The organism is Arthrobacter sp. SLBN-53 (assembly GCF_006715585.1).
Lineage (GTDB): Bacteria > Actinomycetota > Actinomycetes > Mycobacteriales > Mycobacteriaceae > Mycobacterium > Mycobacterium neoaurum_A.
Map to the genome: position 1 here is coordinate 1,410,756 of NZ_VFNN01000001.1, position 16,456 is coordinate 1,427,211.

Consider the following 16,456-nt stretch of genomic DNA (forward strand, 5'->3'; position numbering starts at 1 on the left):
GTCAGTCCCCGCGGGAGTGCCTGCCCCGCGCGGGGCGCGCCACCGACAGGCTCGACCAGTCCTCGGCCGGTGCCGACCAGGAGTCATCGACGCGGTGTGCGCCCAGCGGTCCGCCCGATGCCACCTCCCCGGTGTCGCCGTGCCGCAGGCTCAGCTGATCGGTCACCGAGTCATCGCCCGCGACAACATCGTCGACGAACTCGTCGGCGAACTCGTGAGTGACGGCAGGCACGACATCGGTGGGCATGTGGTGCTGCATGTCGGCGTGCGGACCCGACACCGACCACTCCATGTATTCGTCGTCGGCGTAGTCGTCGTCGTAATCGTCATAGTGGTCCCCATCGGCCCAGTCCTCGCCGAGGGAATGTTGGTCGGCCAGCGGCGTCGCCGCGAGCGGATGGTCGGGCACCACGTCGCCGCGGTCCCCGCCGCGCAGGAAGATCGCCCCCACCACCCCGAACAACGCGATGAACGCCGGCAGCAGCAGCGACTGGGCCAGCGCCGCCGAGAACGGCGCTTCCAGGAAGGACGGCAGATCCGGGGCCGGGCCCTCGCCGGAGACCGGTTGCCCGCCGCCGCCCAGATCGGCTCCGATCCGGCTGGTCATGAAGGCCGCCATCGCGGCGCTGCCGAGCACCGCGCCGACCTGACGGGTGCTGTTGTAGACCCCCGACCCCGCACCGGCCGATTCTGGCGGCAGATTGCGGGTGGCGGTCGCGGCCAACGGTGACCAGACGAACGCCATGCCGACACCCATGACCGTCAGCGGGAGCAGCAACCGCCAGATCGCGGTGGACGGCGTCATCTCGAACGACAACCAGGTCAGCCCGATGGCCAGCAGCGAGAACCCGAAGCCGATGATCGGCGTCGGCGGCTTGCGGTCGACCATGCGGCCGACGAACGGGGCCAGCGCACCCGAAGCGATCGCCATCGGCGCCGTCAGCAGGGCCGAGCGGGTGTAGGACAACCCGAGGACCACCGGGGCGTAGAACATCACCGGCAGGATCATCGCGGTGACGGTGAAGCTGATGACGGCGACACCGACGGTAGAGAGGGTGAAATCGCGGTCGGCGAAGATGCGCAGCGGGATCAGCGGTTCCCGCGGGTTCACCGACTGCCAATAGACGAAGCCCACCAGGAAGGCGCAGCCGAGGGCCATCGTCGCCCAGATCCATGGTGCCCAATCGTGGGACTGTCCCTCCTGCAGACCGAAGACGATGAAGAACATCGCCAGCCCGGACAGCGCCACCCCGAGCAGATCGAAATCGTGCCGCTCGGTGGGCAGCGAGGGAACCAGCCACATGGCCAGCCCGATACCGATGATGCCGATGGGCACGTTGACGAAGAAGATCCACTGCCAGCCCAGGCCGTCGATGAGCACCCCGCCGGCGATCGGCCCCACCAGGGTCGCCACCCCGGCCGTGGCGCCCCACACGCTCATCGCGACGCCGCGGCGCGCGGCCGGGAACAGCCGGGTGATCGTGGACAGGGTCTGCGGGGTCAGCAGCGCCGCACCAAGACCCTGCACGACGCGGGCCGCGATCAACATCTCGATGGACCCGGCCAACCCGCACCACAGCGATGCGGCGGTGAACACGCCGAGGCCGATCAGATAGAGGTTCTTGGGCCCGAACCGGTCGCCAAGGCGCCCGGCCACCAGCAGCGGGACGGCGTAGGCCAGCAGGTAGGCGCTGGTAACCCAGATGACGCCGTCGTAGTCGGTGCCCAGCGCGTCCATGATCGGTTTGTTCGCGATCGCGACGATCGTGGAGTCGACCAGGATCATGAAGAAGCCGACCAGCATCGCCCACAGGGCATGCCACGGGTTGGCAGGACGGGCCTGCCCGGTCATCCGGGAGGCCGAGGGTGATCGGCGATCAGTGGGATTCTCGAACATCTACTCGTCATCGGGGGGTGTGGCGACCGGACCGACGGTACGGTTCGGCCCGTTTCCCGACAAGTCGGGTGGGATCCTCGAGATCCTCGGTCAGACCGTATCGGTCGCGATCTCGGCCGACGACGCCGATCCGTCCTGCCGGGCCGGCGCGCCGACGGTCAACAGGCCGACCAGCGCGACGCCCGATCCCACCAACATCACCAGGGCGAGGCTGAATTCACTGTTGCCGAGCACCCCGACCAAGGGGGCGACGGCCGCGCCGATACCGAACTGGGCGGCACCCAGCAACGCCGCCGAGGTGCCCGCAGCTTCGGAGTGCCGCGACAACGCGACCGCCGGCGCGTTGGGCAGCACCAGCCCCATCGCCCCGAGGATCACCATGACGGGTACCAGGAATCCGGTCAGGCCGGCCACACCGGTGAACGCCAGCGCGATGAACACGACCCCCGCCACGACCGACACACCGAGGGCGGCGACCATGATCTGCTGCGGGGCGAACCGGCGCAGCAGCACGACATTGAACTGGGTGGAGCCGATCAGGACGACCGCCCCGCCCGCGAACACCAGCGCGAACATCTGTTGATTCAGCCCGTAGTCACCCTGCAGGACGAAGGGCGCCGCCGAGATGTAGCCGAACAGCCCGGCCATGCTCAACCCCGCGACGGCGACCAGCGTCACGAAGCGCGGGTCGCGCAGGAGGCCGGCGTAGGTGCGCGCGATCCCGCGCACCTGTAGCGGACGCCGGTGGCTGACGGGCAGGGTTTCGGGCAGGGCGAGTGCCGCCAGCAGCAAGAGCGCGGCGGCCAGTACGACCAGCACCGCGAAAACCCAATGCCAGGAGGCGTGCAGCAGCACCGCCGCACCGAGCGACGGCGCGATCACCGGTGCCACCCCGAGCACCAGGATCAACCGCGACATCACCGTCGCCGCGACATTGTCGACGTACAGGTCACCCACCACCGCGACCGCCACCACCGAGGCTGCGGCCGCACCGAAACCCTGCAGCACGCGGCCGGCGCCGAGCACTGCGATATTCGGGGCGAACAGACAGACCAGTGAGGCCACGATATGGATCGCGATGCCCGCCATCAGCGGCAACCGACGGCCCAACGAATCCGACAGCGGGCCGATGACCAACTGGCCGAGGGCCAGCCCCGCCAACGTGCCGGTGAGGGTGAGCTGCACCATCGAGGAGGACACCGTGAGGTCCTGTGCGATCCGCGGCAGCGCGGGCAGGTACATGTCGATGGTCAGCGGCCCGAGCGCCACCATCAGTCCGAGCACCGCGATCATCCGCAGCCGGTTCGGCGCACCATCCGTTCGGGTCTCGGTTGTCACGGTCGGCGATGGTGTCACGGGTAGGGACAGCAACGCACATCGGTTTTTTCTTCCCGATCACCACGACTGCCCAACCACTCACCACCGAGGCGGCCCGGTTGACGGTCGCGGGCGCGCCGGGCACCAGAGCGCCATCTCAGACGTTGAACGCACGTTAGCCTGGGTATTTAACAGGCACCGCGGGAATGACCCGAGGATGCGAAGGGAAGTGCGCCGATGAACGCCCGCTCCAGCAAGAACCTGCCAGCCACCCGCGACCGCGTCGACGAAGACCCCAGCGCCGCCGCCAAGGCGCTGTCCCAGATCCTGGAGCGCAGCAACCGTCTGCAGGGGCCGGCGGTCACCGCCTATGTGCAACGGCTGCGCAGCCAGCGTCCCGACGCCACCCCGGCGGAGATCATCACCGCGTGCGAGAAGCACTACCTGGCCGCGGTGATGGCCTCCGGCGCCGCGGTCGGGTCGGCCGCTGCGTTCCCCGGTATCGGCACGTTGGCCGCGCTGTCGGCGGTGGCCGGTGAGACGGTGGTCTTCCTCGAGGCGACCGCGGTGTTCGTGCTGGCGGTCGCCGAGGTACACGGTATTCCCGCCGATCACCGCGAGCGCCGGCGCGCGTTGGTTCTCTCGGTGCTGGTCGGCGAGGACGGCAAGGGTGCGGTCGCCGACCTCGTCGGTGGTGGACGCACCAGCGGGGCGTGGATCTCCGACGGTGCGGCGACGCTGCCGCTGCCTGTGGTGTCCCAGCTGAACAACCGACTGGTCAAGTACTTCGTCAAGAAGTACGCGCTCAAGCGCGGGGCGCTGGCGTTCGGCAAGCTGCTCCCCGTCGGGGTCGGTGCCGTCGTCGGCGGCATGGGCAACCGGCTGATGGGCAAGAAGATCGTCGGCAACGCCCGGCTGGCGTTCGGAAAACCGCCCGCGCGCTGGCCATCGGCACTGCACCTACTTCCCGCGGCTAACTCTGAGTGACAAGTCCCACTCTCATGGTGGGGGTTTGCTCCGAGGCGTAGCCTTTAGGGCGGCAAAACGCGGGTAAACCGCACATATCCAGGGGGCGGGTGGCGTAGCACGACGCCTGCCGTGAGCAGATGGAATCGAGGCGAAAAGCTGCTGTGAGCAGTGCACCTTCACCCTTCGGACAAAATGAGTGGCTCGTCGAAGAGATGTATCGCAAGTTCCGCGAGGATCCTTCGTCGGTGGATTCGAGTTGGCACGAGTTCCTCGTGGACTACGCGCCGGAACCGGTCGACGGGAGCAGCGAGCCCGCCAAGAGCGCAGCGCCTGCCCCGACCACCACCAACAAGACCACCACCAACACGACCGCCGCCCCCTCCTCCAACGGCTCCGCTCCCGCCAAGCCGGCTGCCTCGGCCGACAAGCCCACCAAGTCCGCGGCCAAGTCGGACACCAAGTCGGACACCGAGTCGGACACCAAGCCCGAATCGAAGCCCACCCAGAAGCCGGCAGAAAAGCCCGCGGCGAAGGCCGAACCGGCCAAGCCCAAGACACCCACTGCCGCGCCGGTCACCGATGACCAGACCGCCGTCCTGCGCGGTGCGGCCGCCGCCGTCGTCAAGAACATGAACTTCTCGCTGGAGGTGCCCACCGCCACCAGCGTGCGGGCCATTCCGGCCAAGGCGATGATCGACAACCGCGTGGTCATCAACAACCACCTCAAGCGCACCCGCGGCGGCAAGATCAGCTTCACCCACCTTCTCGGCTACGCCATCGTGCAGGCGGTCAAGAAGTTCCCGAACATGAACCGGCACTTCGCCGAGGTCGACGGCAAGCCGAATGTTGTCACCCCGGCCCACACGAATCTCGGCCTGGCCATCGACCTGCCCGGCAAGGACGGCAACCGCACGCTGGTGGTCGCCGCCATCAAGAAGTGCGAGACGATGGCCTTCGGGCAGTTCATCGCCGCCTACGAGGACATCGTCCGGCGCGCCCGCGACGGCAAGCTCACCGCCGAGGACTTCAGCGGTGTCACCATCTCGCTGACCAACCCCGGCACCATCGGCACGGTGCACTCGGTGCCGCGGCTGATGCGCGGCCAGGGCGCCATCATCGGCGCGGGAGCCATGGAGTACCCCGCCGAATTCCAGGGCGCCTCCCAGGAGCGCATCGCCGAACTGGGTGTGGGCAAGCTGATCACGCTCACGTCGACCTACGACCACCGCATCATCCAGGGTGCGGAATCCGGCGACTTCCTGCGCACCGTGCACACCCTGCTGCTCGACGACGAGTTCTACGACGAGATCTTCCGCGAACTCGGCATCCCCTACGAGCCGGTCCGGTGGCGCACCGACAACCCGGACTCGATCTTCGACAAGAACGCCCGGATCATCGAGTTGATCGCGGCCTACCGCAACCGCGGGCATCTGATGGCCGATATCGACCCGCTGCGGCTGGACAAGACGCGTTTCCGCAGCCACCCCGACCTCGACGTGCTGACCCACGGCCTCACGCTGTGGGACCTCGACCGTGAGTTCAAGGTCGACGGGTTCGCCGGGGCCGAGTACAAGAAGCTGCGCGATGTGCTCTCGGTGCTGCGCGACGCCTACTGCCGCCACGTCGGGGTCGAGTACACCCACATCCTGGAACCCGAGCAGCAGCGCTGGATCCAGGAGCGCGTGGAGACCAAGCACGACAAGCCCACGGTCGCCGAGCAGAAGTACATTCTGAGCAAGCTCAACGCCGCAGAGGCCTTCGAGACGTTCCTGCAGACCAAATACGTCGGGCAGAAGCGTTTCTCGCTGGAGGGTGCGGAGACCGTCATCCCGATGATGGATGCCGCGATCGACCAGGCGGCCGAGCACGGTCTCGACGAGGTCGTCATCGGCATGCCGCACCGCGGCAGGCTCAACGTGCTGGCCAATATCGTCGGCAAGCCCTACAGCCAGATCTTCAGCGAGTTCGAGGGCAACCTGAACCCGAGCCAGGCCCACGGTTCCGGTGACGTGAAGTACCACCTCGGTGCCACCGGCACCTACCTGCAGATGTTCGGCGACAACGATATCGCCGTCTCGCTGGTCGCCAACCCGAGCCACCTGGAGGCCGTCGACCCGGTCCTGGAGGGTCTGGTCCGGGCCAAGCAGGACATGATCGACTTCGAGGCCGGCAACGAGCATCCGGCGTTCTCGGTGGTGCCGATGATGTTGCACGGCGATGCCGCCTTCGCAGGCCAGGGTGTGGTCGCCGAGACGCTGAACCTGGCGCTGCTGCGCGGGTACCGCACCGGCGGCACCATCCACATCATCGTCAACAACCAGATCGGTTTCACCACCTCGCCGCACGACTCGCGCTCCAGCGAGTACTGCACCGACGTGGCCAAGATGGTCGGCGCGCCGATCTTCCACGTCAACGGCGATGATCCCGAGGCGTGTGTGTGGGTGGCCAAGCTGGCCATGGACTTCCGCCAGAAGTTCAACAAGGACGTCGTCATCGACATGTTGTGTTACCGCCGCCGCGGCCACAACGAGGGTGACGACCCGTCGATGACCCAGCCAGGGATGTACGACGTCATCGACACCAAGCGCGGTGTCCGCAAGTCCTACACCGAAGCACTGATCGGCCGTGGTGACATCTCGATGAAGGAGGCCGAGGACGCGCTGCGCGACTACCAGGGCCAACTGGAGCGGGTGTTCAACGAGGTCCGTGAGCTGGAGAAGCACGAGATCGAGCCGAGCGAATCGGTGGAGGCCGACCAGCAGACGCCCAAGGGGCTGAACACCGCCGTCGACAAGTCCGTGCTGGCCCGCATCGGCGACGCCCACCTGGCCGTACCGGAGGGCTTCAACGTGCACCCGCGGGTGCAGCCGGTGCTCGACAAGCGTCGCGAGATGGCCTACGAGGGCAAGGTCGACTGGGCGTTCGGCGAACTGCTGGCCATCGGATCGCTTGTCTCCGAAGGCAAGACGGTTCGGCTGACCGGTCAGGACGTGCGCCGCGGCACCTTCACCCAGCGGCACGCGGTGATCATCGACCGCAAGACCGGTGCGGAGTTCACCCCCATCGATCTGCTGACCACCGACGCCGACGGCAACCCCAACGGTGGCCGGCTCGAGGTGTACGACTCGGCGCTGTCGGAGTTCGCGGCCGTCGGCTTCGAGTACGGCTACTCGGTGGGCAACCCCGAGGCGATCGTGTTGTGGGAGGCCCAGTTCGGCGACTTCGTCAACGGCGCCCAGTCCATCATCGACGAGTTCATCTCCTCCGGTGAGGCCAAGTGGGGTCAGCTCTCCGACGTCGTGCTGCTGCTGCCGCACGGCCACGAGGGCCAGGGCCCCGACCACACCTCGGGGCGGATCGAGCGGTTCCTGCAGGTGTGCGCCGAGGGGTCGATGACCGTCGCGGTGCCGTCCACGCCGGCCAACTATTTCCACCTGTTGCGCCGCCACGCGCTCGACGGCATCCATCGCCCGCTGATCGTCTTCACCCCGAAGTCGATGCTGCGCAACAAGGCCGCGGTCTCCGAGGTCCGCGATTTCACCGAGATCAAGTTCCGCTCGGTGCTCGAGGAGCCCACTTACGAGGACGGCGACGGCGACCGGTCGAAGGTCAAGCGCGTGCTGCTGACCAGCGGCAAGATCTACTACGAGCTGGTCGCGCGCAAGGCCAAGGAGAAGCGCGACGATATCGCCATCGTGCGTATCGAGCAGCTCTACCCGCTGCCCCGGCGCCGGCTCAACGCGACGTTGGATGAGTACCCGAATGTCGAGCAGTACTTCTGGGTGCAGGAGGAGCCGGCCAACCAGGGTGCGTGGCCGACCTTCGGGCTGTCCCTGCCGGAGTTGTTGCCCGAGAAGCTGACCGGCATCAAGCGGATCTCACGGCGTGCGATGAGCGCGCCGTCGTCCGGGTCGTCGAAGGTCCATGCCGTCGAGCAGCAGGAGATCCTCGACGAGGCGTTCGCGCCCTGACCTGATCCCGCCGAGCGTGCGTGTCTGCGCCCCGACACTCCGGTGTCGGGGCGCAGTTCGTGCACGCTCGCGGCGCTAGAAGCCCAGCAGCCCCAGCGGGACGGGCGACTCACCATTGGCGATCGAGGTGACCGCGCCCGGGCAGAACGCCGAGATGGCGAACCCGGTGAACATCGTGGCGGGCCCGATCGGGCGGCCGATGGTCTCGGACACCCGGCCGGCGACATCGGCCAGGTTCTGGCCGCCGTCGGCCAACATCGGGCAGACGGACTGCCCGGCAGCCACGGCATCGGCCGGGTTGAGGGTGCTCAGCCCGGTGCCGTCGAGGGTGTTGAGGAAGTCGCCCGCCGGGTCCGCCTGGGCGGGGGCTGCGGCCAGCAGACCGACGGACAGGGCGGCAGCGGCGGCAGCCGCCAATCGCAAACGCATCATGGTGGAGAATCGCTGCCGGACGCCGGATCATTACAGCCGGGTCGCACAGAATGCACCGCATGGACCACGATCGGGTGCGCTTTGCCCCTGGTCAACGGGTAACAGTCATCACATCATGATCGGATGCACGTCGTGAACGTCGATGGCCGCACCGTCCGCGCCCTGACCGCCGGTGATCGAGCCGACACCCCGCTGCTGTTGCTGCACGGTATCGGCCGCAGCCTGGAGGACTGGACCGAGCAGATCGAGCGCTTGTCCGGGCGCTTCTACGTGATCGCGATCGACCTGCCCGGATTCGGCCGGTCCGCACGTCGCGACGGCCCCGCCGACCTGGCCACCGTGGCCGACGGGGTGGCCGGGGCACTGGCCGCGCTCGACGAGGACCGGCCGTGCCATGTCGTCGGCAACTCGCTCGGCGGTGCGGTGGCCATGCAACTGTTGGCCTCGCACCCGGACCGCGTCGCCAGCCTCACCCTGGTCAACAGCGCCGGTTTCGGCGCCGAGGTCACTGCGCTGCTGCGGATGCTCTCTCTTCCCGGCATCGGGCGCTACCTCGCCACCCGCAGCACTCCGGCCGGCGCCCGGCTGATGGAACGGCAACTGTTCGCCGACCCGTCCCTGGCCACCCGCGAACGCATCGACCATGCGCTGAGCATCGCCGCCCAGCCCGGCACCGGAGAGTTCCTGCTCGAGATGGCCAACCACCTCGGGACCATGCGCGGCGTCCGGCCGCAGTGGCGAACCCAGTTGCTGGCCACCGTCGCCGCGCATCCCCGGCCCACCCTGCTGATCTGGGGTGACCGTGACCGCATCCTTCCCGCGGCGCATCTGGCCGCGGCTCGGCGCCAGTTCCCCGACGCCCAGGTCCACCTGTTCACCGAGACCGGGCACATGCCGCAGATCGAGCGGGCCGACGAGTTCGCCGACCTCGTCACCGCTTTCGTGGCGAACGGACCGACCCTGTCGGGCTCGGTACCGCCGGTAACGGCTAAGGTCGGACACAATCGCATAGACAGTCGATCGCAGAGGAGTGCGTGCATGGAGGGCTTCGCCGGAAAAGTTGCCGTCGTCACGGGAGCCGGGTCGGGAATCGGGCAGGCGTTGGCCGTCGAGCTGGGCCGCTCGGGCGCCAAGCTGGCGATCAGCGATGTCGACACCGAGGGCCTGGCCGTCACCGAGGAGCGGCTCAAGGCCATCGGCGCCCCGGTGAAGGCCGACCGCCTCGACGTCACCGAGCGCGAGGCCTTCGAGCTCTACGCCGATGCCGTCAAGGAACACTTCGGCAAGGTCAACCAGATCTACAACAACGCGGGCATCGCCTACCAGGGCGATATCGAGGTCAGTTCCTTCAAGGACATCGAACGCGTCATGGACGTCGACTTCTGGGGTGTCGTCAACGGCACCAAGGCGTTCCTACCGCACCTGATCGCCTCCGGTGACGGGCACGTCGTGAACGTCTCCAGCGTCTTCGGCCTGTTCGCGGTGCCCGGCCAGGCGGCCTACAACTCGGCCAAGTTCGCGGTGCGCGGTTTCACCGAGGCGCTGCGCCAAGAGATGGCGATCAACAAGCACCCGGTCCAGGTGACCTGCGTGCACCCCGGCGGCATCAAGACCGCTATTGCGCGCAACGCCACCGCGGCCGAGGGGATCGACGTCGCCGAGATGGCCAAGGCCTTCGACACCAAGCTTGCCCGCACCAGCCCGGAGAAGGCCGCCCAGATCATCTTGGAAGCGGTCCGCAAGGACCGGGCCCGGGTGCTCGTCGGCGCCGACGCCAAGATCCTGGACGTGCTGATCAGGATCACCGGCTCCGGCGGCTATCAGAAGCTGTTCTCGTCGGTCGCCAAGGGCCTGATCCCCAAGTAGGCGCTAATGCCCCAGCGGGTGGGTGCCCAGCCAGGCACCCGCCACGGCGCCGGGCTCGCCACCGGCGGCGACCTCGGCCCGCATCTGGGCCAGCGCGTCGGTATCGAGGACACCGGCCAGTTCGTTGACCGAACGCTGCTGAGTCTGGGTCAACCCGTTGCGCCGGAACACCGGGACGATGTTCTCGGCCCGGATCAGCGCCGTGCGGTCGGACAGCACGCTCAGGTCCGCTGGTTGATCCGGTGCGGCAGCCGTCGTCCAGGCCAGGTTGATCCGGCCGCTGCGCAGGGCGGCCTGCATCGCCGCAGCATCGGCGAACTCGCGCGGCGCAGGCAGCGTGCAGGCGCCCAACGCGGTGGGCACCTGGGCGCCGCGCACCGCACCGGGTTCCAGTTCCGCGCACCGACCGACCAATGCCAGCACGTCGGTGGCCGCCCAATCCGCGGCAGTCCGCCCGGTCACGGCCACAGTCGGCTTGTCCGAGGCGCTTTCGGTGTAGTCACCGGCACCGAGCCCCTCCGGTAGCGCTCCGACCATCGCGCGGTACACCTGTGCCGCCGAGCGGGCCGGCACGTCGGGGGCGAACCGGTGTAGCGCCCGGCCGGTGAAGGCCGGCACCACGTCGACATCCCCGGAGTCCAACGCGCCCAACGGGTCCGGGACATCCTTGACATGCGCTGCGCTGCCGTAATAGCCGAGCGCGGCGACATAGAGATGGGCAAGCAGAGCCGATTCGGCATCGGCGCCGGCCCCCACCGCCACCGAAGGTGGCGGCGGCGTCTGCCCACCGCAACCGGCGACCAGCAGTGCGATCAGCGCGACTGCCAGATACCGGATCGCCGAACCGATCTCAGACCCCGGAGGCTGCGGCCACGGCCTCGGCGACCGCGGGACCGACCCGCGGATCCAGCGCGCTCGGCACGATGTGGTCGACGGCGAGGTCGTCCCCGACGACGGAGAAGATCGCATGCGCGGCGGCCACTTTCATCTCCTCGGTGATACGGCGGGCGCCCGCGTCCAGGGCACCGCGGAACACGCCGGGGAAGGCCAGCACATTGTTGATCTGATTCGGGAAGTCACTGCGACCGGTCGCGACCACCGCGGCGTACTTACGGGCCGCGTCGGGGTGGATCTCGGGGTCGGGGTTGGACAGCGCGAACACGATGCAGCCCGGCGCCATGGTGGCGATGAACTCCTCGGGGACCAGCCCGGCCGACACACCGAGGAACACGTCGGCGCCGTCGAGTGCCTCGGCGACCCCGCCGGTGAGTCCACGCGGGTTGGTGCGCTGTGCCAGCTCGGCCTTGAACGAGTTCAGGTCGGAGCGACCGCTTTCGACGATGCCCTTGCTGTCCAGCACGATGATGTCGCTGATCCCGCTGTTGAGCAGGATGTTGGTGCAGGCCACGCCGGCGGCGCCGGCCCCGGACACCACGACCTTGAGGTCGGTGATCTCCCGATCGAGGATCTTGACCGCACCGAGCAGGGCGGCGAGCACCACGATCGCGGTGCCGTGCTGGTCGTCGTGCATGACCGGGCAGTCCAGCGCCTCGATGACACGGCGCTCGATCTCGAAGCAGCGCGGCGCCGAGATGTCCTCCAGGTTGACCGCCCCGAACGTCGGGCGCAGCCGGATCAACGTCTCGACGATCTCGTCGGGGTCCTTGGTATCCAGCACGATCGGGATCGAGTCCAGGCCGCCGAAGGTCTTGAACAGCGCGCTCTTACCCTCCATCACCGGCAGCGAGGCGGCCGGGCCGATATCGCCGAGGCCCAGCACGGCGCTGCCATCACTGACGACGGCTACCAGCCGGTTGGCCCAGGTGTACTTCTTGGCCAGCGTCGCATCGGCGGCGATCGCGCGGCTGACCTGGGCTACGCCCGGGGTGTAGGCGATCGACAGTGCACGCTGGGTATCCAGCGGCGCTTTCAGATCGATCGAGAGCTTTCCACCCTCGTGGGCGGCAAAGATCTCGGCGTCGTCGACGACAACCTGTGGGGTTCGCACCAGTTCGGACATGCGCTCGACGCTACTTCATCCGTTCAACTCACCGGCACCCCAACCCCGCTGGTGAGAGGTTGGAAATGCGACTGACGAGTAACATTCTGCCCGGGTTGTCCTGTGATGCTGGGAGGTAGCGATGCCGACGTTCCGCACGCCGTCACCGTCCAAGCTGCGCCCTTCGGCGCGCCGCGCCGCCGAGCCGGATGCCCGCACCATCCACGTGCCGGTCTCGCAGGCGATGGTCGATTGCGGGGTGTACAGCGACGGCGCCCGCCTGCCCGGCAAGTACACCCACGCCGCGGCCCTGGACAAGGTCCGCGAGATCGAGGCCACCGGAACCACGGCGTTCGTCTGGATCGGTCTGCACGAACCCGACGAGCACCAGATGCAAGCCGTCGCCGACGTGTTCGGGCTGCACGAACTGGCGGTCGAGGATGCCGTGCACGCCCATCAGCGCCCGAAGCTGGAGCGCTATGACGACACCCTGTTCCTGGTGCTCAAGACGGTGAACTACGTCGAACACGACTCGGTGGCCAGCGCCCCCGAGATCGTGGAGACCGGCGAGATCATGATCTTCGTGGGTACCGATTTCGTCGTGACGGTCCGGCATGGCGACCACAGCGGGCTGGCCGGGGTCCGCCGCACGATGGACAACTCGCCGGCCAGTTGCGCGCTCGGCCCGTACGCGGTGATGCACGCGATCGCCGACCATGTCGTCGACGGCTATCTCGAGGTGACCGATCGGGTGGAGACCGATATCGACGCGATGGAGGAGAACGTCTTCTCCCCCAGCTCGCCGACCGATATCGAGAACATCTACATGCTCAAGCGCGAGATCGTCGAGCTGCGTCGCGCGGTCAGTCCGCTGACGACGGCCCTGCAGCGACTGGGTTCCGACCACAACGACCTGATCTCCAAAGAGGTCCGTCGCTACATGCGCGATGTCCTGGACCACAACACCAGTGCCTCGGATCGCATCGCCAGCTACGACGAGGTGCTCAGCTCACTGGTGCAGGCCGCCGTCGGCAAGGTGGGCATGCAGCAGAGCACCGACATGCGCAAGATCTCGGCATGGGTGGCCATCGCCGCGGTGCCCACCGCGATGGCCGGCATCTACGGGATGAACTTCGAGAACATGCCGGAGCTGAAGGCCACCTACGGCTACCCGGCCGTGCTGCTGGCGATGCTGACCATCTGCACGCTGCTGTACCGGCAGTTCCGCCGCAACCACTGGCTCTAGTGTTCCTGCGATTTGTGGAGTCTGAGCCGCGACCGTCGCGGCTGCGGCTCCACAAATCGACGAAATCAGGACGGCTCGGAGGCCCGGCGGTTCGGGTCGAACACGTCGACGCCGTCGGTGCGCCAGGCCTCACGCATAGCCTCGGCGCCCTTGAGCCGCACCCAGGCCGCCTCGGTGGGGGTGATCGGCGTGGCCTGCAGCACGGTCACCGCCGACAGCGGTTCCCCCAGCTCGATATCGGCTACCGGGCCGGCACTCAACAGGAATGCCGTGAACGGCGCGGCCTCGAACAGCGGGCCGCTCAGATCGATCAGCGCGTCGGGTTCGAGCACCAGACCCTCGACCGCGGGGGCGGCGGCGAGTATGGCGATGGACTTGGCCAACCCGACCGGGCTGGGCGGGCGCAACGACACCATCACCTCGGCACGCGGCCCACGCACCCCGTCGGCGACCAGATCCGTCGGATCGGCCATCGGATATCGCGAACAGCCGAGCGACACATAGTGATTGACGCCGGCACCATCGGGACCGAAGCGCAGGATGTCGATCCGGTCGGCGCCGAGAAAGGTCACGCTGGCCTCGCCGGGATCGCCGAGCACACCGGCATCGGCGAAGTGCTCGCGCACCCCCCGGCGCACCTCGGCCAGAACGTCGGTCACTAGCCCACCGGCGGGATCGACAGATTCACCCCGGAGTCGGCGTCGAAGATCAGCAGCTTGGAGGTGTCCACCGCCAGCTCGGCCTTGCCTCCCGCGCGCACCTTCGAATCCGCGGAAACCCGCGCCACGAACTCGTTCTCACCGGTTCCGGATTCTGCAGCCAGCTGCTCGAGCTGCGCCGACTTGGCCCCGGAGCCCTCGGTGCGGAAGTACAGGTACTTGTCGGCGCCCAGTGATTCGACCAGGTCGACATCGACCTCGAAGGTGACCGCCCGGATGCGCGAGTACGTATCGATCAACGCGGCATCGTCGAAATGCTCGGGGCGGATACCGGCGATGACGTTGCGGGGCGCGGGATGCTGCTCCAACACCCGCTGCGCCTCGTCGGAGAGCATCACCTCACCGAAGGGCAGCTTGATGCCCCCGTCGGTGAGCGAGGCCGGGAAGAAGTTCATCGCCGGCGAGCCGATGAACCCGGCGACGAAGAGATTGGCCGGGGTGTTGTACAGCTCTTCGGGGGTGCCGATCTGCTGCGCGACACCGGCCAGCATCACCACGACGCGATCACCGAGCGTCATCGCCTCGGTCTGATCGTGGGTGACGTAGACCGTGGTGGTGCCCAGCCGGCTCTGCAGCCGCGCGATCTCGGTCCGCATCTGCACGCGCAACTTGGCATCGAGGTTCGACAGCGGCTCGTCCATCAGGAACGCCTTGGGGTTACGGACGATGGCCCGCCCCATGGCAACTCGCTGCCGCTGCCCGCCGGACAGCTGAGCGGGCTTGCGGTCCAACAGGTTCGCCAGATCCAGGATCTTGGCGGTCTCCTCGACCTTGCGGTTGATCTCGTCCTTGCCGACCTTGGCCAGCGTCAGCGGGAAGGCGATGTTCTGCCGCACCGACAGGTGCGGATACAGCGCGTAGGACTGGAACACCATCGCGATATCGCGGTCCTTGGGCGCCTTGTCGTTGACCCGCTCGCCGCCGATGCGCAGTTCCCCGGAACTGATGTCCTCCAGCCCCGCAATCATGTTCAGCGTGGTCGACTTCCCGCAACCGGACGGCCCGACCAGGATGATGAACTCACCGTCGGCGATCGTCAGCGACAGGTCCTTGACCGCGGTGGCGCCACCCGCGTAACTCTTCGACACGTTTTCCAGCACGATTTCGGCCATGACTTACCCCTTCACCGCGCCGGAGGTCAACCCGGCCACGATCCGTCGCTGAAAGATGAGAACAAAGATGATGATCGGGATGGTGATGACCATCGCGCCCGCCGCGATGGAGCCGGTGGGCTCCTCGAACTGCGAGCTGCCGGTGAAGTTCGCGATCGCGACCGGTGCGGTGATCGCCCGCTCGGTCGCCGTCAACGACAGCGCCAACAGCAGATCGTTCCAGGCGAAGATGAACACCAGAATCGCCGCGGTGACGATGCCAGGCGCGGCCAACGGCGCGATCACCTTACGGAACGCCTGGCCCGGCGTGGCGCCGTCCATCTTGGCCGCTTTCTCCAGATCCCATGGGATCTCCTTGAAGAAGGCACTCATGGTGTAGATCGCCAGCGGCAGCGCGAAGGTGATGTAAGGAATGATCAGGCCGGGCCAGGTGTCGAACAGCCCCAGCCGGCGCTCGATGTTGAAAATCGGTGTCACCAGCGAGATCTGCGGGAACATCGCGATCAGCAACGCCACCCCCACGAGCAGCTTCTTACCGGGGAAGGCCAACCGGGCGATCGCGTAGGCGGCCATCCCACCGATGGTGACCGCGATCAGCGTGGTGATCAACCCGATACCGATCGAGTTGACCAGCGCGGAGGTGAAGATGTTTCCCTCGAAGATCGCCTTATAGTTGTCGAAGGTGATCTGCTCGGGGATGAACTTGCCGTCCTTGACCGACGATGTCGGCTTGAGCGACAGCGACAGGATCCACAGCACCGGGATCAGTGCGTACAGGACGACGATGACGTTGACGATCGCCCACCCGGTCGCGCGGCGGGCATTCACCTGCTCGCTCATCGGATGTCCCTGCTCTTCGCGCAAGCGCTCATCGGACTCATGCTCTTCGCGCAAGCGCTCATCGGACTCATGCTCTTCGCGCAAGCGC

Annotated in this window: 12 protein-coding genes; 4 read left to right on the forward strand and 8 right to left on the reverse strand. The window is 67.5% G+C overall.

Annotated elements, in window-relative coordinates:
• Nucleotide 1: 1 nt before the first annotated feature.
• Together FBY28_RS06650 and FBY28_RS06655 are read right to left on the reverse strand one after the other, a co-directional pair.
• Nucleotides 2-1,852 (reverse strand): MFS transporter, encoded by a 1,851-nt coding sequence (locus FBY28_RS06650; protein ID WP_141865306.1) that lies wholly within the window; start codon nucleotides 1,850-1,852, stop codon nucleotides 2-4.
• A gap of 135 nt (nucleotides 1,853-1,987) precedes the next feature.
• A complete protein-coding gene (locus tag FBY28_RS06655; RefSeq protein ID WP_216847536.1) occupies nucleotides 1,988-3,235 on the reverse strand; it encodes a multidrug effflux MFS transporter in 1,248 nt (415 codons plus the stop codon).
• Between the two features lie 216 nt (nucleotides 3,236-3,451).
• On the opposite strand from FBY28_RS06655, the gene FBY28_RS06660 reads away from it, so the two are divergent.
• Nucleotides 3,452-4,201 carry a hypothetical protein gene (locus FBY28_RS06660; RefSeq protein WP_141865310.1) on the forward strand — a complete coding sequence of 250 codons (750 nt, stop codon included), beginning with the start codon at nucleotides 3,452-3,454 and terminating at the stop codon, nucleotides 4,199-4,201.
• A 119-nt stretch (nucleotides 4,202-4,320) separates the two neighbouring features.
• A complete protein-coding gene (locus FBY28_RS06665) occupies nucleotides 4,321-8,154 on the forward strand; it encodes a multifunctional oxoglutarate decarboxylase/oxoglutarate dehydrogenase thiamine pyrophosphate-binding subunit/dihydrolipoyllysine-residue succinyltransferase subunit (RefSeq protein ID WP_216847537.1) in 3,834 nt (1,277 codons plus the stop codon).
• A gap of 75 nt (nucleotides 8,155-8,229) precedes the next feature.
• Here FBY28_RS06665 and FBY28_RS06670 read toward each other — a convergent pair whose 3' ends face one another.
• Nucleotides 8,230-8,583 (reverse strand): DUF732 domain-containing protein, encoded by a 354-nt coding sequence (locus FBY28_RS06670; RefSeq protein WP_216847538.1) that lies wholly within the window; start codon nucleotides 8,581-8,583, stop codon nucleotides 8,230-8,232.
• Between the two features lie 126 nt (nucleotides 8,584-8,709).
• On the opposite strand from FBY28_RS06670, the gene FBY28_RS25975 reads away from it, so the two are divergent.
• Nucleotides 8,710-10,452: an SDR family NAD(P)-dependent oxidoreductase gene (locus tag FBY28_RS25975; protein WP_141865315.1), complete on the forward strand. Its 1,743-nt coding sequence runs from the start codon at nucleotides 8,710-8,712 to the stop codon at nucleotides 10,450-10,452.
• 3 nt (nucleotides 10,453-10,455) lie between these two features.
• Here FBY28_RS25975 and FBY28_RS06680 read toward each other — a convergent pair whose 3' ends face one another.
• Nucleotides 10,456-11,208, reverse strand: a complete 753-nt coding sequence (locus FBY28_RS06680) for a glycine betaine ABC transporter substrate-binding protein (RefSeq protein ID WP_216847539.1) — start codon at nucleotides 11,206-11,208, stop codon at nucleotides 10,456-10,458.
• 94 nt (nucleotides 11,209-11,302) lie between these two features.
• Complete coding sequence (locus FBY28_RS06685) at nucleotides 11,303-12,472, reverse strand: NAD(P)-dependent malic enzyme (protein ID WP_141865317.1); 1,170 nt, start codon at nucleotides 12,470-12,472, stop codon at nucleotides 11,303-11,305.
• A 121-nt stretch (nucleotides 12,473-12,593) separates the two neighbouring features.
• On the opposite strand from FBY28_RS06685, the gene corA reads away from it, so the two are divergent.
• Nucleotides 12,594-13,697 (forward strand): magnesium/cobalt transporter CorA, encoded by a 1,104-nt coding sequence (gene corA / locus FBY28_RS06690; protein ID WP_141865318.1) that lies wholly within the window; start codon nucleotides 12,594-12,596, stop codon nucleotides 13,695-13,697.
• Nucleotides 13,698-13,762: 65 nt separating this feature from the next.
• Here the strand turns inward: corA and FBY28_RS06695 are convergent, their stop codons facing one another.
• Genes FBY28_RS06695 through FBY28_RS06705 form a run of 3 tightly spaced genes read right to left on the reverse strand, consistent with a single transcriptional unit; the run spans nucleotide 13,763 to nucleotide 16,368 of the window.
• Entirely contained in the window at nucleotides 13,763-14,356 is a 594-nt protein-coding gene (locus FBY28_RS06695; protein WP_030136116.1) for a suppressor of fused domain protein, read from the reverse strand.
• Nucleotides 14,356-15,528: an ABC transporter ATP-binding protein gene (locus FBY28_RS06700; protein WP_036461889.1), complete on the reverse strand. Its 1,173-nt coding sequence runs from the start codon at nucleotides 15,526-15,528 to the stop codon at nucleotides 14,356-14,358. Before FBY28_RS06700 ends, FBY28_RS06695 begins: the two co-directional genes overlap by 1 nt.
• A 3-nt stretch (nucleotides 15,529-15,531) precedes the next feature.
• A complete protein-coding gene (locus tag FBY28_RS06705; protein WP_019510458.1) occupies nucleotides 15,532-16,368 on the reverse strand; it encodes a carbohydrate ABC transporter permease in 837 nt (278 codons plus the stop codon).
• Nucleotides 16,369-16,456 lie beyond the last annotated feature (88 nt).